Consider the following 23,090-nt stretch of genomic DNA (forward strand, 5'->3'; position numbering starts at 1 on the left):
TCACCATGAACAGCACGATTCAAACAATTCTCAATCACCGCTCAATTCGAAAATTCACCTCACAACCGATTGAGAGCGAACAATTAGATGCCATTCTTCAAGCCGGCCTTGCGGCGTCCTCATCAAGCATGTTGCAAGTCGTTTCAATTATCCGCGTGACCGACAAAGAAAAACGTACGCTATTAGCTCAATATGCCGGAAATCAAGGGTACGTTGAAAGCGCGGCTGAGTTTTTGGTGTTTTGTATTGATTACCAGCGCCACGCCAGTATCAACCCAGATGTTCAAGCTGATTTTACCGAGTTAACGCTAATAGGCGCTGTAGACTCGGGCATCATGGCACAAAATTGCTTGCTTGCGGCGGAGTCGATGGGACTAGGAGGTGTGTATATTGGTGGTTTACGAAACAATGCCCAAAAAGTAGACGAATTATTAGGTTTACCTAAAAATACCGCCATTTTATTTGGTATGTGTCTTGGTCATCCAGATCAAGCCCCTGAAGTAAAACCTCGCCTACCTAAGCATGTCGTGGTGCATGAAAATCAGTATCAAGACCTAAGCTTGGATGATATTCAGACGTATGACCAAACTATGCAAAACTACTATGCAAACCGTTCGAGCAATCAAAAACAGAGTACTTGGTCACAAGAAGTCACCAGTAAACTGGCTGGCGAATCACGTCCGCACATCCTGCCTTACTTAAACAGAAAAGGGCTCACTAAAAGGTGATGACTACAGTACGATAGGATCAAAAAAGGCCTCTGAAGAGGCCTTTAGAATTTATCAGCAAAAACTTGCTTAGTTACCGCCTGAACCGCCTGATGGTGGAGCAACCGGATCAACTGGCTTACCAGGCTTCGCATCTGGAACTGGTGGAACGGTAGGTTTGATTTGGTCTACAGGCTTACCTGCAGCAATGTCTTTTTCAACCTGCTCAACAACGTTCTTCGTATCTTCTTCAGAGATTTCTACGTAAATCACTTCTTCAGAATCCGCGCCTGCTTTAGGGTAATGCGGGTATTTCGCAATCACTTCTTCTGCCATTGATTTTGCAGCTACAGCCACGGCTTCAGGTGCAGCTGTTGGGTTCGCTTTAATGATATCAGACACGATATTTGCCGTAGCAACTAGCTTCGTAGCAAGTTCACTATTGCCGCCTTCACTTTGAAGGTTAGCAACTACAGACTCTGTATCACGAAGGATTTCGTCAACTGTTTTACCACTTGCATTGATATCGATACCTAAATTGGCAAATACTTTTTCAGCAGTATCTGATGAGTATACCTCTCCGTCATCTAGAGAGTTAGCTACCAACGTTGTAAATGGAGAACCTGTAACTAAAGAGTCAGCTTGGGCAAGACCTTTAGGAATCTTGTAATCAGACGTAATAGGTTTTCCGTTAGATGCATCTACACTCTTATCAGTATGCTTCAATGTGAAAGTACATTCACCTGGTGCACTCACTACGTCGATATGGCTAATGCGAGCTTTACCAACCATGCCTTCATAGTTTGTTGTTAGCTCATCAGCCTGACCTTTTAAGTCTCCACCACAGTCATAAGATACTTCCATGCCGATAACAGCTGGGTCATAAGCCTGTACTGAGTATGTTTTTACCTCAGGATCGCTGTCACTACCACAACCTGCTAGTAGAACAGCAGCCACACTTGCCGTTAAAAGTTTGATTTTCAAAATTAGCTCCAATATTTGTTGTTATATCCGACCGCAACACGAAGCATAACGGCAGTTGCATATAGTGTAAATAGGATGCATACAACTTTGGCATGAGTTTTTTCACATTACTGCCTGTTTGCTTGTGCAAAATCATGCATTCATCTCAATAACGCTAAATAGACACAATTTTGTCATGTATTCGTCAGTATTTTTTCGAGTAACTTGTTGCCTTTATTGCAACCAGATGGATAATAGTTGACTATTTTTTGTGGGTCGGATTTTCACACCTTCATTAATAAAACTAAGAGCTCTAAGTCGCTAGCAGCCATTTGGAGTGTTTATTACACAAATAATTCTGAATGGACTCGCTTTCTAAAGGCTTAAAACTGCAGTAAATCGTCAATATTGATGAAACTCAGTTCAATTAGAATGAATCAATTTCAGTCGGCAAACTTTCTTTCGGTAGTTATAAACCAATGAACACATTTAATAAATTTTTGGGGATATCAGTACTTCCTATCCTTCTTACAGGGTGTACTTTGCCTGGTAGCCACCTTTCGGTCAGTGACAAAACAGTCATGAGCACTGAATCGAGTGATATAGAGTCTCAGGTTACCGTTTATCCCTTAACTTTGGAGCGCGTAACGTCTTTAAATTCAGTGGACCCTTTTTCAAAACCAAACCCAGAGTTAGATATTGAAATCGCAAAATATGAATACGAAGTAGGACCTGGCGATATCCTAAATATCACTATTTGGGATCACCCAGAGCTAACGATCCCAGCGGGCTCATACCGAAGCTCAGCCGAAGCGGGTAACTGGGTGCATTCGGATGGCACGATCTTCTACCCTTACATAGGTGTCGTACATGTTGAAGGCAAAAACGTACGTCAGATTCGTGCAGACATTGCAAGCCGCCTTGCAAAATACATTGAGAGCCCACAGGTCGATGTAAGCGTTGCGGCATTTCGCTCTAAAAAGACTTATGTAACTGGCGAAGTTAACAAGCCAGGACAACAACCAATTACAAACATCCCCCTTACACTTCTAGATGCTGTGAATAGAGCTGGCGGACTGGCTGCCGAGGCTGATTGGCGTAATGCGACACTGACACGCAATGGCGTTGTTGAAAACGTCTCTTTGTATGCTCTGATGCAACAAGGCGATTTAACTCAAAACCGCCTTCTAAAGCCTGGTGATATTGTTCATATTCCTCGAAACGATGCGCAAAAAGTATTTGTTATGGGCGAGGTTAACGATCCGAAATTACTCAAAATTGATCGTAGCGGCATGAGCCTTACTGAGGCTCTTAGCAGCGTTGGTGGTATCAGTGAAATCTCCGCAGATGCTACCGGTGTGTTTGTCATCAGACGTTCAAAAGAAGAAGCTAAAATGGCGGACATTTATCAGCTAGATGTTTCTGACGCTTCTGCTTTGGTGATTGGTACTGAGTTTGATCTCAACCCTTACGACATAGTCTATGTGACGGCTGCACCTGTTAGTCGTTGGAATCGTGTGATTGCTCAGCTCGTTCCAACCATTTCCGGCTTTAATGAACTAACTGAAGGTGTACTACGAGTACGCACTTGGCCGTAAAACAACGTGCCGCAAGAAACTTATCTCTTGCGGCACGTAATCGATAGCTACTCAGCTCAATTGCGCAATATAAAGAAGCCAGCAATTCAGTTGAGATCATAAGCATACAATTTAAAGTAGGGTAAGCATTTGTTTTCTAATATTCTTGTCGTCTGTGTCGGTAATATTTGCCGCTCTCCAACAGGAGAGCGGCTTTTGCAGTCTTTACTACCAAACAAACATGTCGCATCAGCAGGAATCGCAGTAGATAAGAGCCATCTAACGGGAAAAGCTGCTGACGAGATGGCAACCACTATCGCGAACGAACATAGCGTAAGCTTAGATGGACACGAAGCACGACAATTAACACCTGAGCTTTGCGCTCAATACGATCTGATATTGGTTATGGAAAAAGGTCATTTAGAAGCCTTAACCAAAATCGCTCCTGAGGCACGAGGTAAAACGATGCTGTTTGGACAGTGGATAAATGAACAAAACATCCCTGATCCATACAGACAAAGTAGAGAAGCTTTCGAACATGCATATACGCTTATAGAAAAAGCAGCAAAAGCGTGGTCTCAAAAACTATAAGCCGCAAGGCTAAATAAACGCCAATGGCAAGGTATTTAAGAAGTTAAAGTAATGACAACACAAACTATTAAGCAATCACGTCAAGCCGACGATGAGATCGATTTGGGAAAGTTATTTGGGATCATTCTCGATGCCAAATGGCTCATTCTATGTACCGTAGTCCTATTTTCGATTATAGGCGTCGGCGTTGCCATTCTATCAACACCTATCTATAAAGCTGACGCTCTTATCCAAATCGAAAGTAAGAGTTCAGGTGGTATTTCAGCGATGGTTGGTGATATGGGAGAGCTGTTTTCAGCAGAATCATCAGCGACAACAGAAATAGAGATCATCAAATCTCGTATGATCTTGGGCGGTACTGTTGATAAGTTCAACTTAACGACTGTCGTTTCTCCAAACTACATGCCAATTATTGGTAAAGGCCTAGCTCGACTACAAGGTGAGCAAATCAGTCTGAGCGTTTCACGATTTAATGCTCCTTCTTACGCAGTTGGCGTTCCTTTAACTCTTGAAGTTATTGATTCTGAAAAACAGACGTTCAGGCTCTTAGAAGATAACAATAACGTCATTCTAGAAGGTAAAGTTGGTGAACTGCTTGAGAAGAATGGATACCAGTTTTTGGCGACTGAACTTGTGGCTCAAACTGGTGACTCATTCACGGTCAGCAAAATCAGTAAATTAGATGCAATTAATAAACTTCAAGAAAACTTATCGATTAGCGAACGTGGTAAGCAAACCGGGATTATATCTTTAAGCTTCTCTGGTGAAGACCGCGCTAAGATTCAAGATATCTTGAACGACATTAGCCAAAACTACTTCTTACAAAACGTTCAAAGAAATTCTGCAGAGGCAGAGCAAAGCCTCGAGTTCTTGAAAGGTCACCTCCCAGACATCAAAACAAAACTGACCGCTTCTGAAGACGTTTTAAATCGGTTCCGTCAAGAAAATGAATCTATCGATTTAGGCCTTGAAGCTCAGTCAACGCTGAAAGTAATGGTTGAGTTAGAAGCACAGCTAAATGAGCTTACATTCAAAGAAAGTGAGATCAGCCAACGCTTCACACAGGATCACCCAGCTTATAAGTCGCTACTTGATAAACGTGAAACACTACTAAAAGAGAAAGAACGTCTTAATAAACAAGTTCAAAAGTTACCGAAAACACAGCGTGAAGTTCTACGTATGACACGCGATGTAGAAGTAAACCAACAAATCTACATCCAACTATTGAACAAGGTTCAAGAGCTCAACATTATTAAAGCCGGAACAGTTGGCAACGTTCGAATCTTAGATAACGCTCAATCTTTCTCTAAGCCAATCAAGCCGAAAAAAGCGCTTATCGTTGTGCTAGCAACACTGCTTGGCGGTATGGCAGGCGTGGCTTTCGTATTAATTCGTGCAGCATTCCACCGTGGTGTGGAAACACCAGATCAAATTGAACAGATTGGCATGCCAGTTTACGCAAGCGTTCCAAAATCTATTCAACAACTGGAATTTGCAAACAAGCTTAAGCGCAACAAAGGCAGCAACAATGAGCTAGTCCTTCTAGCGGAAGCTAACCCAGCCGATCTTTCCATTGAGGCTCTACGTAGTCTTCGCACTAGCTTGCACTTTGCAATGATGGAAGCGAAGAATAACGTTCTTATGATTTCAGGTCCTGCACCATCTATCGGCAAAACATTTGTATCGACCAACTTTGCGGCCGTCGCTGCGAAAACCGGTCAGAAAGTGCTGCTTATTGATGCGGATATGCGTAAAGGTTATTTGCAGCAATGCTTCGGTCTACGCTGGGACAACGGTCTTTCTGATTACTTGAGCGGTAAGACATCCCTTAGCAACATCATTAAATCTACATCCATTGATAATTTAGATGTTGTGACTCGCGGCCAAGTACCACCAAATCCGTCAGAACTTCTTATGCACCCTCGCTTCAAGAGCTTTGTTGACGAGATGTCTGCACAATACGATCTAGTCATCATCGATACGCCGCCTGTACTCGCAGTTACCGACCCAAGCATTGTTGGCGCGCTTGCAGGAACAACTCTGATGGTCGCTCGTTTTGATCAAACGACTTTGAAGGAGATTGAAGTCGCGCAAGGTCGCTTCGAGCAATCAGGCGTTGAAGTTAAAGGTGTGATTCTCAATGCAGTTGAGAAAAAAGCATCTAACTCATACGGCTATGGATACGGCTACTATAACTACGCGTACAAAAGCGAATCATAACTTGAATTTAGATCGCTAATTAAACCAAATATGACAAAGCCCTGCTAGAAACAGCAGGGCTTTTTCTATTGCACTCTTAATTGCTTGTACGTAATCAAACTAAGCAAGACAAAGAATATTGGGTCACTCCAACCAAAACCGACAAATACTCCGATAATGCCGGCATAGGTAGTAATCACTGCCCCTAAGCCATTAGTAATCAATAATGCTTTAAACAGCTGTTTCGCAGTATGCCCTGATTCCACATTACGTAACATCAAACTCACCGCTGCGATTCCACCTAAAAAGATCGAAGTATGCTGCGATAAAAACAGCGCGTACTGGTCGTTAATTTGTACTCCATACATCGGCCACATTATGGTTGGTACAAAAAACAACGCAAAAGCGAATACAGTATATACGACACCATGAACGGTTAGAAAAGTGCGGTTGGTCATCATCTCCTTATCCTCTAATAGGCCCTTGATTGAGCGTCGTTAACGGCACATTGATATCGAAAATTTGACCTCGTACTTCGACTACGCCCATTTTTCGTAAGCGTGCGGCATGCGTTTCGAGATAAGCTTGCGCCGTGGCTTCATCTTCAAAAAGATAGATACCACCACCGAGTTTGTCTTTTTCGCTTTCCGTCCAGATTTTCCAAATCATGCCCGGCTCTTGGTTAATCGACTTAGCTAAGTCGACCAGAGCATTCGACATCTCGTCACCAAACGGACCATGAAATTCAAAATCAACTTGCAATAATTTCGCCATCTTGAGTCTCCTCTTCTTATTGACTCGTTTTCGATGACAAGATTATTACCTTTATAAAACTGACAGAAAAGTTCATAATTTCGCCATTAACTGTCTAAAAAATTGACTCATGAGACTAAAAACGACCTTAGAACAATGGCAAACGCTACAAGCGATTAATCAAGAAGGCAGCATTCAATCCGCAGCTTTACTGCTCAACAAGAGCCATACCACATTGATCTACTCGGTGAGGAAGTTAGAAGACCAACTTGGTATTCAACTTATCGAAGTACGAGGGCGCAAAGCGGGTTTGACAGAGCACGGCAAAACCATACTGCGTCGTGCACAATCCATGCTTGAACAAGCGCGGGAACTAGAAGTCATCAGCGAGCAGTTAAAAAGTGGTGTGGAATCTCAAATCACGGTCGCAGTAGATCATCTTTGTGACCCTTGTTGGCTTTATGCACCACTCAGTCAATTTTTGGAGGACAACAACACGACCTCCGTTCAAGTGGTTGAAACGTCACTGAGCAAAACAACCGAAATGGTCGTAAATGAGCTCGCTGACATCGCAATCATCAACTTACCGATAACCAACTACCCTGCCGAAGCATTTGGCGTAACAACCATGCTGCCTGTAATCGCAGCACACCATCCACTCGCTAAAAAGCCGCATGTTTCCATCGACGATTTTGCAACCACCAGCCAAATTGTCATCCGTGACTTAGGTGATTCAGACAAAACGAAAAGAGATGTGGGTTGGTTACGCGCACGTCAGCGTATTACCGTCGATAACTTCGACCACGCTTTTCACGCCGTAGAGCAAGGCGTTGGGTTTTGTCGGCTACCAGCGCACTTAGTCTCAGCCCGAAAGAGCGATAAAATTAAAGTATTGGAGCTCGAACACTCCCATCAATATCAAGTTGCGCTGCACCTCACTTTGCCCAAAGGAGCCAAAAGTGGTCCTGCGACTCAAGCGCTTTATCGTATTTTACTCAAAAGTGTAGAAACTCGAGTCTAGCAACAGTGGTATTGAGTTGAATCGCTAGTGTTATCGCCTATTGATTCTCCCTAAACATAGAGAAACGGCCATTTTGTGACGCTACACTCTCACAAAAGGTTGCACGAAGGATAGCGACCACCTACTATCACTCTGCTCATGCCTAAAGCACCCAACACTCGCGGAAAGAACTCGGTTCACGGCAATATCCTCACCTGCTTGGTTTAGCAGGCACAATCTGTTTTTACCTTCTTTTTAGCTTCTATTTAGGCGAGTGTGGAAGAAATAAGAAAGGTGAAATATGAACTCTACAAATAGCTTCTCGATCAATATCAATCAGCAAAAATCCATTGCTAAAAAAAGGCTCAAAGCTATCCGCCTATACGATGACGCCACGTTGGAGTTAGTTAAGCGATTTCACTCCAAACCAGAATCTTTGGCTCCCAATACAATTCAATTGGCTGACGTTCAACATGCACTCGCAAGAGAACTGGGCTTATCCAGTTGGAGTAAACTAAAAGCTCATGTCGAAGAGCTAGAAGCGCACAAACTAGCCATCAAAGAACAAAAACCGCCCCTAGATGCAAAAGTAAAAACGCTACACGTTCGTTGTGGCCACGACATTCAACAACAACTTAAAGCCAGCGGATTTGAAGGGACATTTTTAGCCCTGATCGATCCGCTTTGTATTGGCCCCATACCAGCAACACCGCAGAACTTCCTTGCCATTCGTGCCCAATATGTCGTAGAGACTCTGCTGCCCGTGATGAAGCGTGAAGACTCGGTTCAAGATATAGTCACATTGGAACAATCAAACCTCGATCTGTTGCAAAGTGATGTATTTGAACGAATCGTCTTTTGGGTCGAACATGACAGTTATGATCAATTGATGCTAATTCGTGCTCTAACACAGTTAGAGAATGTAGAGAATAAAGTGATAGAGATCATTGAGTTGAACCAGTTCCCGGGCACTGAACGATTCATCGGCTTTGGGCAGTTGCCTGAAGAAGCTATTCGTTCTTGTTGGCGATACCGTAAACCTGTGACAGCAAAATTATTCAGTCAGGCTAAACGGTGTTGGCACGCTATTACATCACCGACACCTATTTCCATAGTTAATTTGATTCAGCAGCATAACCTGGATTGCTTGCCCAATATATTCAACGTGCTTAAACGCCATTTGCAAGAGTTACCTAATTCACAAACTGGATTGAGCTTGACACAACACCTCGCACTAAAGGTCTTGAGCTCGCAAAATCGTTCAATTCCCATCAAAGATTGGTTTGAGCAATATCAACAACTAGAACCTCTTCCTTACCTAGGAGGCGTGATGTTTTACGCGTTACTCCTCCCTCTAGCACAGTGTCAAACACCTTTGATCACGATTGAGCCACGTGAAAGGCACTGGTGGGAACAAAGCGTCCGTATCACTGAGGCTGGCAAGCAGTGTTTGGAAGGCTTAATACGAGCGAAACAATGCTATTGGATTGGAGGGATTAAAAATACCAGTCAAAGTTATTGGAGCTGGGATCACCTCCAACTAACTACACTTGCCAACCATCATTGAGTTGACAAATATGAAAGCATAAAGGGTTCGTTGGCTCTGATGAACACTCAATACTAAATTATCCCTAAAGAAGCGACCGCTAGCCTGAATATAACTTAAATAGTTATGCAGAAATGCATCCACTCCAAGAGAGTATGCACTCTATCTCTTATTAAAATTTATTGTAAATCCTCTTTGTTATCGGTTGTATATTCGATAAAAGTGTTAAAATACAAACTTTTCATCCGGCCAATTCGTTAATATTTGGTTAAAATCCCATTTTTATTAGTGATAAAGTTCACATCTATTAACCATTTAGAGGATTATTCTTTCGTATTTTCTCACTCCGCTGCTAATCTGCTCGCCGCTTTGAAGTGAACTCAAGGTGCATAACTATAAGGAGTGTTCTCATGAATACCAAGAAACCGATGTCGCTTACCAGCCGCGTAATTTTAGGTATGGTTGCGGGTATCTTGACAGGATTTGCAATTCGCACACTTTTTGCCGACAACGGATTTGTCGACGCATACATTGTTAATGGATTATTCGAAGTTGGTGGACAGATCTTCGTTGCCAGCTTAAAAATGCTTGTTGTACCGCTAGTATTTGTTTCGTTAGTTTGTGGTACTAGCTCTCTCAAAGACCTCTCTACACTGGGTCGCATGGGCGGTAAAACCCTCGCTTTCTACGTTACGACAACGGCTATCGCGATTACGCTTGCTCTAACTATGGGTACTCTATTTCAGCCAGGGGCAGGGGCAGATCTAACGGCAGCAAGTTCATTCAAATCAGCCGAAGCGCCATCTTTAGGTCAGGTGATCATCGATATGTTCCCGACCAACCCAATCAGCGCAATGGCAGAAGGTAAAACTCTGCAAGTTATCGTGTTCGCCGTGCTATTCGGTATCGCGATCAGTGCAGCGGGTAAACCAGGCGAACGCATCGCAGCATTCTTCTCTGATCTGAATGAAGTGATCATGAAACTGGTCGCGATTTTGATGAACTTGGCGCCTTATGGGGTGTTCTTCTTAATGGCGAAGCTATTTACTGGTCTTGGTCTGGGCGCGATCGTCAATCTGGCAGAGTACTTCTTAGTACTGGCTAGTACGCTTGTCCTACACGGTCTAGTTACTTACAGCTTAATGTTAAAAGGTTTCACAGGTCTAAACCCAATTACGTTCCTACGTAAGATGGAAGACGCGATCATGTTTGCTTTTTCTACAGCTTCATCGAACGCGACCATTCCAGTGACAATGGAAACAGCAAAACACCGCATGGGCGTAGATAACCGTATCTCATCATTCACTGTTCCTCTAGGTGCAACTGTGAATATGGACGGCACAGCCATCATGCAAGGTGTCGCAACCGCATTTATTGCTCAAGCATTCAATATTGATTTGAGCATGGGCGATTACATGATGGTTATCATGACCGCAACACTTGCATCTATCGGTACTGCGGGTGTCCCTGGTGTTGGCCTAGTAATGCTTGCTATGGTATTGAACCAAGTTGGTCTGCCACTTGAAGGTATCGCGCTCATCATGGGTGTTGACCGTCTTCTTGATATGATTCGTACCGCGGTAAACATCACTGGTGACAGTGCAGTAACCGTCATCGTTGCGAAATCAGAAGGTGCATTGGATGAAGCTCGCTTCAACGACCCAATGGCAGGCGTAGCCGAAGAAGAAGTGCATCTGAAGCGCGCGGAAGCTTAAATACTTCCAAGTTAAATTATCCTGTCTAAGCAAAAACCACCTTACTCTAAGGTGGTTTTTTATTTCCAATTAACCCGAAATCAAAAAGGTTTAGATAAAATTCTCGTCCCCCGAGGTTGTTTCAATTACTAATAGGTCAGTAGTTAGATTCTATATTAGTTCATCTAGAGGGTTAAGATAACTCGCCTATGTTTATCACTTTGAAAATGATATAAGGGACATTTTCATCATATAGAGATACAAATTCCATTATCAAATTAAAGTTCAAAACCAAATCGCGATAGATAGTAGTCTGATAATTAAGTTGGTACTAAGATACATACATCATAATTTCATGTTTAAAAATAGTCTTTTTTTATTCATATTCTCATTTCCAATACTTGCATTAGGTTTCAACGAAAGTATGTTCGATTTTTTTAAGAAATTTAAATATACATTAAGCCCAGAGATAAAAGGTACTTTAGTTCTTGATCAAAGACCTCTAAAAAATTTAACCGTTTACTTAGAAGCTAATTTTTTAAAGAATGCTTACAAAAGGAGTTCAATTACTAATGAGTTAGGTGAATTTCACTTTAAGCCAGTCATACATTCTCAAAGGTTTAAAGAATCAGCTTTGAATCAAACATATTCATATATCGGAATATATACCTATATAAATGAAGAAAAGAAGTACATTTGGGAGTCTCAGTTAAGCTACGTTTCACCGCCTATATTTATAAAAGATAACTTAAATAACCTTTACTGTGAGCTTAAAAATAAAGAATTCCGATATTTTTTCAAAAATATCAATCTAGAAAGTGCTCGAGATCTAATGGTTATTAGCAACTGCAATTTAAATGGATTTTTATATAAAACAGAGTTTACGGAGGATACATAATGCCGTCTTTAACACCAAAACTTGCATCAGAGATCGCGAACATACCGTATGGAGTATACCAGGGACAAGGGAGACTAGCGTTTAGGGGAGAAGGAGGTTTTGAAAAACACTTTGCATTTTCGCAGCAAGATGTTTTTAGTGGCCGAACTGGAGGCATCACAGGATTAGATCGTATACCATTGTTTAGAAAAGTGGTACCTGGTGTAATGAGAACATCTGAAGCATTTGCGGTAATTGGTATTGGGAAAGGAAAATATAAGGGAGATTTAGTAATTTCCATTAGAGGGACGCAAAACGCCAATGATTGGGTAACCAACCTAAATGTCGGCCTTAAAGGCTCTCCAAATGGCTCTATCGCTCATGCTGGATTTATTAATTCATTTTCAAGTATCAAACCAAGCATAAAACAATATTTACAGCAATGCCAAAATTTACCTAACCGTATTCATTGTGTTGGGCATAGCTTAGGAGGAGCTCTGGCTTCATTATGTTCTGATTGGCTGAGAGAAGAATATTCATTAAGAGTGAATTTATATACTTTTGGCGCACCTAGAGTTGGTTTAGAACAATATTCCCGTAAATCTAGTAAAAGCAACGACAAAGTATACCGCTGTACTCACGGCGCAGATCCTGTGCCTAAAGTACCTGTCTGGCCATTTATTCATGCTCCACATAATGGCGATGAGTACCGCTTAGACGCTAGTACTGGCTTTAATTTAAATGCTCATAGTATGTCTAGCGAAACAAGCTTAGGGTATTTAGATAATGCTAACTCCGAAACGTGGGGAGCAATAAAAGTCAGATCTAACAAGTACTTGTATACACCTACTAGATTTAAGTTTGAGCACAGAAACCAAGCATCATTTACAGAATATTGGTCAGAAAGAATTCAAGCAGCATTAATAACCTTATTAAAAGATACTGGCTTGTTTGCAGCAATAGCAGCCCAAGCCACAGTATCTACTGGAATGACATTTTATGATATACTCGCCAGAAATATAGAAAAAGTAGCTAAAGCTTCTAAAGTAAGAGAATCACAAGTCAAAGGGCTGTTAGGCCATATGCTGGTGTTTATTGGAAAACCAGTAAGAGCAATTGAAGATATGTCTGCAAAGTTTATTAGAAACGTTTTTCTTATGGTATTTGGAAAACTTTATCGAGCAGCACAAATGGCTATTAGTGCTGTAAAATAAACTTTCAACTTAATCAGACATCGAATTCAGTTTTTCTCTGGCTTGTGCTTCGTGTTCTTTAGTGATGGCATTACCGACTGAGTTCGCGGCTAAGGTAAGTGCTGCCATGTCATCGGTAAAACCGACGCCAGCGAGTACGTCTGGCACCATATCTGTTGGTAGGACAAAGTATGCCAGCGCACCACCTAAAATCGCCTTATGGCGAACAGAGGTGTTAGAATCTGTCATCGCGAGCCATGATTTAATGCCCATTACGGCAATTTCTTCACCCGCTTTCTTAACCGACCCTTTCATTTTTCGCCAGAATGTTTTCTCATCTGGCGCTTGCATCGTTTGATCTTTGGCGTCTTTCGGCGCCGATTTTACAGACATTGTTGTGGTCATCGTTGCCTCCGAAATTTATGACTATGTCCAACATATTAATTAATCGAACCTGAACGCAAGATTAATAACAAGAAATGATAGTAAAGTGAAACACAGATAGAAAAATCCCCAAACCGAAGTCCGGGGATTATTGCATTGGAAAAAAGTCTTGCAAACCAAAAGGTTGAAGCCAAAAACTTTGGGAACCAAGCTTTAAAAGCAGAATGCCCTATTGAGCAATCTTCTCCAATACACGCATCAGCATTTTGATTCGCGGTTCGATAGACTCAAGCAACAAGTACTCTTGATCGCTGTGGAAGCCCGCACCGATAGGTCCTAGACCATCCAAAGTTGGAACGCCAAGAATCGCCGTATTGTTTGCATCAGAGCCGCCACCGACTTCTTTCCAGTTGATGTCGATCGCCAGTTCACTTGCCGCTTCTTCAACTAATGTCATTAAGCTTTCTGTTTGTGGGCTTGGCACCATAGAAGGCTTATACGCTTCACTAACCAACTCAATGCTCACGCCATCAACGAATGGTGTTTCCAGCATGCCGTTTAGCTTGCTATCGACATCATCGTATTCTTCGTTGCTCCAGAAACGCACATCCACGATCGCTTCAGCGTGCTCAGGGACGATGTTCGCTCCGTTGCCACCAGAAACAATACCGACATTCAGTGTGGTACCAGATTCAAAGTTGGTCATTGCATTGACTGCTAGAATCCAATTCGCCATCTCAGTGATTGCGCTGCGGCCATTTTCTGGCTCGTTCCCTGCGTGAGCAGCAACGCCATTAAAGGTCATTTTGTAGCGAGCCATGCCTTTACGCGCTTTCACTAAACCACCGTCTGCACGTGCCGCTTCTGCAACCAGTACATTCTTAGCGTTTTTCGCTACTGATTGAATCCAATCCACAGAGTTCAGAGAGCCCGTCTCTTCATCTGGGTTCATGCAGATAGCGATAGACAGCTTATCCAACACCGCTTGGTCTAGATTACGCATCGCGTACACGATGTTCAGCAAACCAGATTTCATGTCAGACACACCTGGACCGTACGCTTTCTCTGCATCTTGAAACATTGGACGAAGCTCAGCGGTACCCACAGGGAACACCGTATCCATGTGACCAATTAGCATCACATCGATTTGCTCAGCTTCCGGCTTGTTTCGAACTTCAAGACCAACACCCGCTCTGCCACAGTCGATGCGTTTTACGCTCCAACCTGACATCGCTTGGTACTTATCTTCAAATTGAGAAGCGATGAACTCGATGCCATCAGTCGTGTAAGTGCCACAATCCACATTGATTAGCGGACGTAGCTCTTCTAGATATTCATTTAGAGAGAATTGCATGACTCACTCCTAGACAAACAGATTCATCACCAGCATTGCGCCAAACGCGTTCAATACTGAGATTGCAATCATAACTGGGATGTAACGACCTTCAGTACCGATTGGGCCCATGATACGACCCATGTACTGAACTTGAGAGCCCATAAGGTAGATGGCAGGCGCTAGAATCGCAATGTGCGTGCCGTTAAGGATACCTTGGTCAAACAGCGTGATAACCACCCCCACTGCGCCACCCATCGACATCCAAGCACCGATCAATACCGCTGCAGCTTCACCCGGAAGACCAAACACCGCCATGATTGGAGAAAACACAGTGCCCATCAGATCCAGCGCACCAGTGATTTGCAGCGCTTTGATGATAACGAACGCCATTAATACGTTAGGAACCGTAGAGGTAGTCGCAATCACCCAACCTTTCTTAGCACCTTCGACGAAGATATCCGTCACCATTGGTTTTTTCGCTTTAACGTCACCCATTATGCCGTCTCCTCTTTTAGGTTCTCTGATTTGTTTTGGTCTTGCTTGTCTTCGTTACCTTCCGTCATGTTTAGGTAGATACGGAACAGGTTCGCACCAATGATCTTAAACGCGAACATCACCACAACCGCCAAACCAATAGAAGAAGTTACTGCTAGAGAGCCGTCAGCCATCGTCAGTGTGAACAGCACAGCACCCGATGAGAAGAAGTTCACGATGGTTGCACCTGCAGTGAACTGGAACATGGTAAATACGTCCGTTTCACGCTTAGTTAGGTGACCTTCATCTTTTAGCTGACGCGTCATTGCCGCACCTGCATCGGTACTTTGTAGAGAAGCAATTAAAGCCAGACCAGAGTTACCAGGGATGCCCATTAGAGGACGTAGAAGAGGAGTAAGAAGCTTACGAGCTGCTTCAAGTGCACCGTAGTGCTCAAGTACGTTGATCATACCTAAGGCGAACATAACAGTTGGAATCAAAGTAAGTGCGAAAATGAAACCGTCGCGAGCACCGCTACCACCAGTACCGCGAAGCGACGTTGTTGCAACTTGCACACCGTCAGCCGTTTCAGTGACACCATACGCCACCTTGCCGAAAGAGCCATTGAGCGTTGTAAAATCGAATACACCGTACCATTCGCTAGATTGCATCAGGCCAGAAAAGAACACAACCGCAAACGCCAGAGCAACGTAGCACCCCAGTGTAACTTTACGCTCAGTTTGAACAGGAATTTTCATAACATTACCTACACATGTGGAACTTAACACATATGTTCACCTGAATAATGTGCTAGAGAGATGATCAAAATCAATCCGCCTGCCGAACATTATCGCGACTCAGTTATGAAGTTTTGTTTTATGATTCCAATCACAATTGAAAGATAATAAAAATTTGTGCCAACAATTAGGTATTTTAATCTATATCGATAGCTCACGACTTCTTCATCAACTCAACAAATGATTCTGACGAATATTGCTTTCTACAACATTCATGACGTACTTCATACTTTGGCATTGAGGCAATATCGATTAACTCGAAAGTAACATTCAGCCACGAAATTTAGGTTAGGATGGCCCGGTCATATGTAAACGGCATAAACCAGAATTAACAGGACTATACGACCCATTGTTACGCTCACAATATAAAATAGCCAAATGGACACTCGCCCTCGTGCTTTGGGTGGTGATGATATGCTTAAGCCAAAATTCTGGTTTCTCGAAAAGCTGCCCGAAGGCTCACCAAATACAGAGTCAGCAAGATGAGAGTGTGAATTTATCACCATCTTGCGACCTTTCAGAAAAGCTGGTTCAAGCGTACCAACATCAGTTTGATCATATTCTTATTCCATTTTTTCTGTTTGCTTTGATTGTGGCGCTGCCGATGACAACCACAGCAATTCGTTATCTGGAATACACAGAACCGATACCGGAAAAGTATCGGGTTCACCTAAAACTTTGCGTGTTTAGAGAATAAAGCCAGCAAGGCGAGAGACCTTTCTGCCTGACTTTTGTACATATTTTATTCACTTCACATAACAAACAACGAAATTTAAAAGTTTTAGGAAATATTATGACATTCACTCGTACACTTTTGGCGTTAACGATGGCTATCGTATCTGCCGTATCTTTCGCATCAGAAAAGACCGCAGAACAAAAGCTAGAGGAAGTTAATCAGATACTAAAAGATAACCCTCAAATTCTTGATTCATTGCACCAAAACCTTCAAGAGTACATTGCGTATCAACAGTCATTTGGCGACACCTTGAAGGAGGTTCGTCAATATCTAAGTGATGGCAAACATTCCTCTTTTGGTGCTGAAAACCCTGAGTTAACCATTATTAACGTAACAGACTACAGCTGCCCTTTTTGTAAACGTTTAGAAGGAGAGCTGGTCAAAGTTGGTAAGGAATATCCGCAGGTAAAAGTGCTTAACCTCAATGTCTCTTTTAAAGAACAATACGAGAAGAACGGTTACAACTCGGCAAGTTACGCATTAAATGTTTGGCAAAACCAGCGAGATAAGTACGAACAAGTGCATGAGTTATTGGTGAAAAAACCGGGCGCACATGACGCACGTTCCTTAAATCAAATCGCGAAAAAAACGGGGACAGAAGCACAGCTTGTCGACGACAAAGAGACCAAGGCGTTACTTGATAAAAACTATCAGTATTTCACGCAACTTGGTTTACGCGGCACGCCCGCGTTGATCATTAATGATCAAGTCATTCCTGGCTATGTGCCGTTTGACGAGCTAGAAAAAGTCATCGACCAAGAACTGGCGAACTAATACAACAAAGCCCTTCCCTGATAACTCAAGGAAGGGCTTTTTCTATCTAGGCTTAAAACGAAGTTCTAACTACTTGTCGCGACCCACAAACGCCACAACGACTTTGTCATTGCCAAGCGAGCGAGAGAACACGTACGCGCCTTCTTGTTCAATTACTTGATGCTGACCCGCACCAATCGCTGGGTGCGCTTTACGGAACTGACCAAGAGTTTGCCAGTGTTTGAGCAGCGCTTGCTTCTCATCAGATAGCTTCCATACCATGTCAGAACGAGTGCCTTGGTGGAAATCGTCCGCGTAAGGACCAATGTTACGACCAACTTCATCACCATAATAAACCTGAACAGCACCAGGACTCAGAAGCAGTGCATTCGCGGCGTTACGCTGCATACCGTAATCTTTGAAGCGAGAGAAGAACAGCTCGGTATCGTGAGAAGACATGTAGCTCACAGGGTTAAAGTCTTTCTCATTGGCGATAGTGTCCGCATAGCTTTGGTAAGTGTCTGCCATTTGGCTGAAACACGCCGCGCCTTTGTCTAACTTCTTCTGCATGTCGAAGTTAATCAACGCATCAAAGCCATCGTCAAAGTAAGGGCTGCGATAAGCGGTATGTCCCCATACTTCACCCATCATCCAGAATGGCTGACCTGACTTACCGTTCTCTTTACGCCACTGCTCAAGGCTGCTTGATGCCTCTTCTTTCAAGCGTTTCCACACATGGCCTTCAACGTGCTTCACCGTGTCGACACGGTAACCATCAATACCAAAGCGTTTCACCCAATCAGTTTGCCACTCAATTAGGTAGTCCGAGACAGTGTAATTATCACGCGCCTCAACGCGAGTGCCAGGGTTATCCAATAGCCATTGAGCTGGCTTCACGGCTTTGTCTGATTCAGTGATAAAGTCAGGCAAACCCGCCAATGACATGGTGATATCACTGCTGCCCGGAGCTGGGTATCCCGGTAGACCTGTTCTTACCCAGTCACCGCCCCACCATTTCGCCCAGTTTGGACTCTGGTAATCAATCTTCTGGTGGTAGCTATGCCAGTTTTCACCCGCTTTTGGTTGCCAATCCCCCCACTTCTTAGGTAGTTCAGCGTTTGGTTTTAACACCTCAATACCATCAAATTGCAAATCGGCTAACGTCGAGTAACCGGTGTGGTTGATTACTGCGTCCATCAATACTTTAAGGCCACGTTTGTGTGCCTCTTCCACCAACTTTTTCAGATCATCTTCGTTACCGAAGTTCTCATCAATCTTGGTGAAATCGCGCGTCCAGTAACCGTGGTAAGCGTAAAATGGGAATGAGCCACTATCGCCGCCGCCCACAAAACCATGCACTTGCTCAACGATTGGCGACAACCAAATTGCATCTGTACCTAGGCTCTTGATGTAATCTAGCTTTTCGATCACGCCTTTTAGGTCACCGCCGTGGAAGGTGCCGATCTCTTCTTTGCTGTCTTTCTTACGCCCATAGCTGTTGTCATTGCTGGTATCGGCGTTGTTGAAACGGTCAACCATCACGAAGTAAATGTTGGCATTGCGGTAATCAAACGGCACTGCTTCTTTGGTTTTCTTCACTGGCTCTAGTAGCACCAACCCGCCTGAATCTTTGCTTGGCGTCAGCGATACTTGCTGATCTTTTACTTCGACCATCTGCCCAGAGTAAGCATCACGCAACTTGGTGCCATCGGGGAAACTGTCACCCAGCGCAATGGTGACTTCGCCGCCTTGATAAACCTCACATTGCACTTGTGGGATTGGGCGTTTGAATTCTGTCTTCGCGGCTTTCTTAGGTTCACGCTTGAAGCGCAATGTTTTCGCTTCCGCATCAAAAGCAAAAGAGTAATCGCCAGTAAAGCGGATTTTTAATGGCAGTTCTGTTGGCTTTCCACAGTTCAGCGCGATAGGTTTGTTGAATTTGACCTTCTGGCTATCAGGCGCGAAACAGTCGCCCTCAACGCCCGTGATTTTGAGCGTGTATCCGTCTTTGGTTAAGGGCACAACCAAAGGCTGTTCTGCACTTAAGGGAAAGTCACGGCTGTTAGTCGTGGTAGAGATGGTGATGTTTGGCTCGGCGATGGCACTTGCCGATGCAAGCAATAAGGTAGTCGTAATCAGATTCAGTTTCATCGTTCAGTCCATTGGTTGCGCATAGGCGCAGTATTCGTGTTGTAGTTTTATTCACACTAATAGTAAATGGATGAAAAACTGAGCACATCATTCTGAAAAGCTACGCCCTAAAGCTTGTGACGCTTCACATTTTGCTTTTATGGGGGCGTAGTTCTACTTATGAGCAGGGTAAAAAGGAGTTTAAAGCAGAACGCTACCAAGGTTACGCATTTGTCTCATCGCCCAATTGACGCGGCTGATGGTGTAAGAAGTCTGAGGGTAAACTTTGATGCGATACGGATTTGGCAGCACCACCGCAAGCCTTGCTGCTTGGCGTGTTGAAAGTTGTTTAGCAGGAATACCAAAGTAGTTTTGCGCAGCGGCTTCCGCGCCATAAATACCTGGACCAAACTCCACCACATTCAAATACACTTCAAGAATGCGTTTTTTACTCCACATTGCTTCCATCAGCAGAGCAAAATAAAGCTCATACGCTTTGCGCACATAAGAGTGTGAAGGAAACAGAAACACGTTCTTTGCAGTTTGCTGAGTAATCGTGCTCGCACCGCGCGAGGGACCGTTCTCGCCAGACTCTGAGATCACTTTAAACAAGGAATCAAAATCCACTCCGTAATGGGTCGGGAACTTTTGATCTTCTGTCGCAATCACGGCCAGTTGAATGTGTTTAGAAATATCACTCAAAGGCACCCATTCATTTTGACTCTCTTCAGGAAATCCTTCAGGAGGAGAAATTATGCGGCTGATCTTCCATCCCCAAATTGGTGGATCGATGTATTTCACTATGCCAACGAGCATCACAGGTAAAAGCAAAAGCACCAATAAGATATTGAACAGAAGGGATTTAATCTTTCTCAAAGTCCGACCTAGCCTGATTTCATAAAACAATATGATGCAAGTATAGAGTATGCAGTCTGTTTATCGTTAGTGAAAACTTGGTTAAAAAAAAGCCCGATTTACAATGTAAAACGGGCTTAGAATTTGATTAGACTAAATTATTTGTGCAGCTTGTAGAACACGGTTGAAAGTGGAGGCAAACGAAGCTCAAGTGATTGAGGCAGTGATTCACTTTCGACTTGTTCCGTTTTCACACTGGTCAGCACTTTAAAATCGCTTCCGCCGTATTTGCTGTCGTCCGTGTTCAGCAGCAGTTCGTATTGACCTGCATTTGGAACACCTAAACGGAAACGCTCGTGTGGTACGGGCGTAAAGTTGGTGATGATGAGAATACGCTCACCCCCTTTACTGATACGCTCGTGCGCTAGGATGCTTGCATCTGCCTCGTCTTGTAGACGCCACTCAAAACCAGCAGGAACACAATCTTGATCGTGCATCGCCGCTTCATTTCGGTACAAGTGGTTCAAATCGCGCATCAGCTTTTGAACGCCTTGATGACGTTCGTATTCCAGCAAGAACCATTGCAACTGATCATCGTGGTTCCACTCCGCCGTTTGGCCGATTTCCGCGCCCATGAAGTTCAGCTTTTTGCCCGGTTGACCATACATATAACCGTAGTATGCACGTAGGTTTGCGGTTTGCTGCCATTCATCGCCCGGCATCTTGTTATGGATAGAGCCTTTTCCGTACACCACCTCGTCGTGAGAGAGAGACAAGACGTAGTTTTCGCTGTGCGCATAAACCAGCGGGAATGTGATGGTATTGTGGTGGTATTTGCGGTGAACAGGATCTTCTTTGATGTATGAAAGACTGTCGTGCATCCACCCCATATTCCACTTGAAGCCAAAGCCTAAACCACCCATAAAGGTTGGCGCAGACACACCCGGAAACGCCGTTGACTCTTCCGCAATCGTCATCGCATTCGGGAAGTGCTTGTACACTTCTTCGTTCATCCATTTTAAGGTTGCGATTGCGTCGTAGTTTTCGTTGCCACCATCAACGTTCGGGACCCACTGATCGTGGCTACGTGAATAATCGAGATAGAGCATCGACGCGACGGCGTCCACGCGAATACCATCAATATGGAATTGTTCAAACCAGTACAGCGCATTCGACACAAGGAAGCGACGCACATGTTCACGGCCTAAATCGTAAATGTAGGAGTTCCAGTCTTGGTGCCAACCGCGACGCGGATCTGGATCATGGAACAGAGGCGTACCATCAAAGTTCGCTAAACCATGATCATCCGATGGGAAGTGCGCCGGTACCCAATCCAGCACAACACCGATACCTGCTTGGTGACACGCATCCACGAAGAATTTGAAATCATCAGGGGAGCCAAAGCGGCTAGTTGGTGCAAACAAGCCAACGGGTTGATAGCCCCATGAACCATAGAATGGATGCTCAGACACAGGCATCAGCTCAACGTGGGTGTAGCCCATATCCACAAGGTATGGCACCAACTGCTCTGCGAGTTCTCGGTAGTTGAGGAAATCACCTTTCTCGTCGCGCTTCCATGATCCAGCATGTAGCTCGTAAAACGATAACGCTTCATCACGCTTTTGCGTCACTGCACGGTTTTGCCATTTCGCATCTTGCCATTGGTAACGCTTGTGATCGTAAGTAATGGACGCGAACGATGGGTATTGCTCAGAGTAGAAACCCCAAGGGTCTTGTTTATGAGGAAGCCCTTCCCCATTTGGCCCTTTGAGCTCAAATTTGTATTGTACCCCCTCTTCCAGACCAGGAATGAATAGGCCCCAGATACCGTAGTCTAGGCGTTGCATTGGATGACGACGGCCATCCCATTGGTTGAAGCAACCCACAAGGCTAACAGCCGATGCATGTGGTGCATAAACAAGGAAACGCACACCAGAGATGTTTTCACCGCCACGTTCTAGCGTGACAAAGTGTGCGCCCATGTAGTGATACATGTCTTTTGGCGTATGCAGATGCTCGTACTCTTGGTAGATATTGTGATACTGGTACGGGTCATCAATAATTTGTTCAACACCATTCCAATCGACCGCTAAACGGTAGTGGGTCAGGTGTAAATCGCGTTGCTCTTTTAAGATGAAACCGCTGTCGCCATCACGCTCAAGCGCCACGCGAGGTTCACCATTAACAAGTAGTTCAACCTTGTTTGCGCCCGGCATCCAAACTCTCAGCGAAGCTTCGTCGTCAATGAATGGACCCAGCGCAGCAAATGGATCTGAGTAAGCCGCCTCAGCAAGCAGTTCGTATGCGCGTTCGTGTTGTTTCTTTATTTTCTTGGTTTTGGTGGTTTTCAAATCTTTCTCCCTAGAGCCAATATCCTTTTCAAGACCAGAGATCTGAATCAAACATCGGTTTCTCCACAGCCAACGTTGTGAACTCACAAAAAGACTCCGCTTCTCACGTTCGTTGCGTAAACGGCGTCAAAATACAAAAATGCCCGCTATTGTCGCGGGCATAATAACGGTACT

General features: G+C 43.9%; 21 protein-coding genes. 11 read left to right on the forward strand and 10 right to left on the reverse strand.

The window, feature by feature from the left end; all coding sequences use genetic code 11:
- Positions 1-5: 5 nt before the first annotated feature.
- Complete coding sequence (gene nfsA / locus R7Z49_RS02210) at positions 6-728, forward strand: oxygen-insensitive NADPH nitroreductase (RefSeq protein WP_170893944.1); 723 nt, start codon at positions 6-8, stop codon at positions 726-728.
- A 69-nt stretch (positions 729-797) separates the two neighbouring features.
- Here nfsA and R7Z49_RS02215 read toward each other — a convergent pair whose 3' ends face one another.
- Positions 798-1,691, reverse strand: a complete 894-nt coding sequence (locus tag R7Z49_RS02215; protein WP_047102404.1) for a hypothetical protein — start codon at positions 1,689-1,691, stop codon at positions 798-800.
- A gap of 458 nt (positions 1,692-2,149) precedes the next feature.
- On the opposite strand from R7Z49_RS02215, the gene R7Z49_RS02220 reads away from it, so the two are divergent.
- The 3 genes from R7Z49_RS02220 (at position 2,150) to R7Z49_RS02230 (ending at position 6,058) form a co-directional block, all read left to right on the forward strand.
- On the forward strand, positions 2,150-3,268 hold the full coding sequence (locus R7Z49_RS02220) for a polysaccharide export protein (protein ID WP_017820139.1): 1,119 nt from the start codon (positions 2,150-2,152) through the stop codon (positions 3,266-3,268).
- A gap of 129 nt (positions 3,269-3,397) precedes the next feature.
- Positions 3,398-3,838: a phosphotyrosine protein phosphatase gene (locus R7Z49_RS02225; protein ID WP_031780905.1), complete on the forward strand. Its 441-nt coding sequence runs from the start codon at positions 3,398-3,400 to the stop codon at positions 3,836-3,838.
- Between the two features lie 51 nt (positions 3,839-3,889).
- The gene (locus R7Z49_RS02230; protein ID WP_170893943.1) at positions 3,890-6,058 is read left to right on the forward strand and encodes a polysaccharide biosynthesis tyrosine autokinase; all 2,169 of its coding nucleotides are present in this window, start codon (positions 3,890-3,892) and stop codon (positions 6,056-6,058) included.
- Between the two features lie 65 nt (positions 6,059-6,123).
- Here R7Z49_RS02230 and R7Z49_RS02235 read toward each other — a convergent pair whose 3' ends face one another.
- Positions 6,124-6,495 (reverse strand): hypothetical protein, encoded by a 372-nt coding sequence (locus tag R7Z49_RS02235; protein ID WP_017634450.1) that lies wholly within the window; start codon positions 6,493-6,495, stop codon positions 6,124-6,126.
- 7 nt (positions 6,496-6,502) lie between these two features.
- Entirely contained in the window at positions 6,503-6,811 is a 309-nt protein-coding gene (locus R7Z49_RS02240) for a monooxygenase (protein WP_186585065.1), read from the reverse strand.
- A gap of 109 nt (positions 6,812-6,920) precedes the next feature.
- Here R7Z49_RS02240 and R7Z49_RS02245 point away from each other — a divergent pair, with 109 nt between their 5' ends.
- From R7Z49_RS02245 to R7Z49_RS02265, 5 genes are all read left to right on the forward strand, one after another.
- Complete coding sequence (locus R7Z49_RS02245) at positions 6,921-7,811, forward strand: LysR family transcriptional regulator (protein ID WP_033906667.1); 891 nt, start codon at positions 6,921-6,923, stop codon at positions 7,809-7,811.
- A 280-nt stretch (positions 7,812-8,091) separates the two neighbouring features.
- Positions 8,092-9,357 carry a DUF1835 domain-containing protein gene (locus R7Z49_RS02250; protein WP_318111280.1) on the forward strand — a complete coding sequence of 422 codons (1,266 nt, stop codon included), beginning with the start codon at positions 8,092-8,094 and terminating at the stop codon, positions 9,355-9,357.
- Positions 9,358-9,746: 389 nt separating this feature from the next.
- Positions 9,747-11,051, forward strand: a complete 1,305-nt coding sequence (locus R7Z49_RS02255) for a dicarboxylate/amino acid:cation symporter (RefSeq protein ID WP_318111282.1) — start codon at positions 9,747-9,749, stop codon at positions 11,049-11,051.
- 403 nt (positions 11,052-11,454) lie between these two features.
- On the forward strand, positions 11,455-11,928 hold the full coding sequence (locus tag R7Z49_RS02260) for a DUF6795 domain-containing protein (protein ID WP_232284613.1): 474 nt from the start codon (positions 11,455-11,457) through the stop codon (positions 11,926-11,928).
- Complete coding sequence (locus tag R7Z49_RS02265; RefSeq protein ID WP_262651672.1) at positions 11,928-13,121, forward strand: lipase family protein; 1,194 nt, start codon at positions 11,928-11,930, stop codon at positions 13,119-13,121. Before R7Z49_RS02260 ends, R7Z49_RS02265 begins: the two co-directional genes overlap by 1 nt.
- Positions 13,122-13,130: 9 nt before the next feature.
- On the opposite strand, the gene R7Z49_RS02270 is transcribed toward R7Z49_RS02265, so the two are convergent.
- From R7Z49_RS02270 to R7Z49_RS02285, 4 genes are all read right to left on the reverse strand, one after another.
- Positions 13,131-13,505 carry a YkvA family protein gene (locus R7Z49_RS02270; protein ID WP_262637806.1) on the reverse strand — a complete coding sequence of 125 codons (375 nt, stop codon included), beginning with the start codon at positions 13,503-13,505 and terminating at the stop codon, positions 13,131-13,133.
- A 208-nt stretch (positions 13,506-13,713) separates the two neighbouring features.
- The gene (locus R7Z49_RS02275) at positions 13,714-14,838 is read right to left on the reverse strand and encodes a M20 family metallopeptidase (protein ID WP_186585062.1); all 1,125 of its coding nucleotides are present in this window, start codon (positions 14,836-14,838) and stop codon (positions 13,714-13,716) included.
- Positions 14,839-14,847: 9 nt separating this feature from the next.
- Complete coding sequence (locus R7Z49_RS02280) at positions 14,848-15,315, reverse strand: YjiG family protein (protein WP_005374849.1); 468 nt, start codon at positions 15,313-15,315, stop codon at positions 14,848-14,850.
- The gene (locus R7Z49_RS02285; RefSeq protein WP_186585603.1) at positions 15,315-16,052 is read right to left on the reverse strand and encodes a nucleoside recognition domain-containing protein; all 738 of its coding nucleotides are present in this window, start codon (positions 16,050-16,052) and stop codon (positions 15,315-15,317) included. The genes R7Z49_RS02280 and R7Z49_RS02285 overlap by 1 nt, the downstream gene beginning before the upstream one ends.
- 448 nt (positions 16,053-16,500) lie before the next feature.
- Here R7Z49_RS02285 and R7Z49_RS02290 point away from each other — a divergent pair, with 448 nt between their 5' ends.
- A complete protein-coding gene (locus R7Z49_RS02290) occupies positions 16,501-16,788 on the forward strand; it encodes a hypothetical protein (RefSeq protein ID WP_049872671.1) in 288 nt (95 codons plus the stop codon).
- Positions 16,789-16,884: 96 nt separating this feature from the next.
- Positions 16,885-17,601, forward strand: coding sequence for a DsbA family protein (locus R7Z49_RS02295; protein ID WP_005384623.1), 717 nt, complete (start codon positions 16,885-16,887; stop codon positions 17,599-17,601).
- A gap of 69 nt (positions 17,602-17,670) precedes the next feature.
- On the opposite strand, the gene R7Z49_RS02300 is transcribed toward R7Z49_RS02295, so the two are convergent.
- The 3 genes from R7Z49_RS02300 to glgB form a co-directional block, all read right to left on the reverse strand.
- Positions 17,671-19,731 carry an alpha-amylase gene (locus tag R7Z49_RS02300; protein ID WP_213885237.1) on the reverse strand — a complete coding sequence of 687 codons (2,061 nt, stop codon included), beginning with the start codon at positions 19,729-19,731 and terminating at the stop codon, positions 17,671-17,673.
- 180 nt (positions 19,732-19,911) lie between these two features.
- The gene (gene mtgA, locus R7Z49_RS02305; protein WP_186585601.1) at positions 19,912-20,586 is read right to left on the reverse strand and encodes a monofunctional biosynthetic peptidoglycan transglycosylase; all 675 of its coding nucleotides are present in this window, start codon (positions 20,584-20,586) and stop codon (positions 19,912-19,914) included.
- 137 nt (positions 20,587-20,723) lie between these two features.
- The gene (glgB, locus tag R7Z49_RS02310) at positions 20,724-22,916 is read right to left on the reverse strand and encodes a 1,4-alpha-glucan branching protein GlgB (protein WP_250156841.1); all 2,193 of its coding nucleotides are present in this window, start codon (positions 22,914-22,916) and stop codon (positions 20,724-20,726) included.
- Positions 22,917-23,090: the final 174 nt, after the last annotated feature.

The organism is Vibrio sp. 1562, assembly GCF_033340155.1.
Lineage (GTDB): Bacteria > Pseudomonadota > Gammaproteobacteria > Enterobacterales > Vibrionaceae > Vibrio > Vibrio alginolyticus.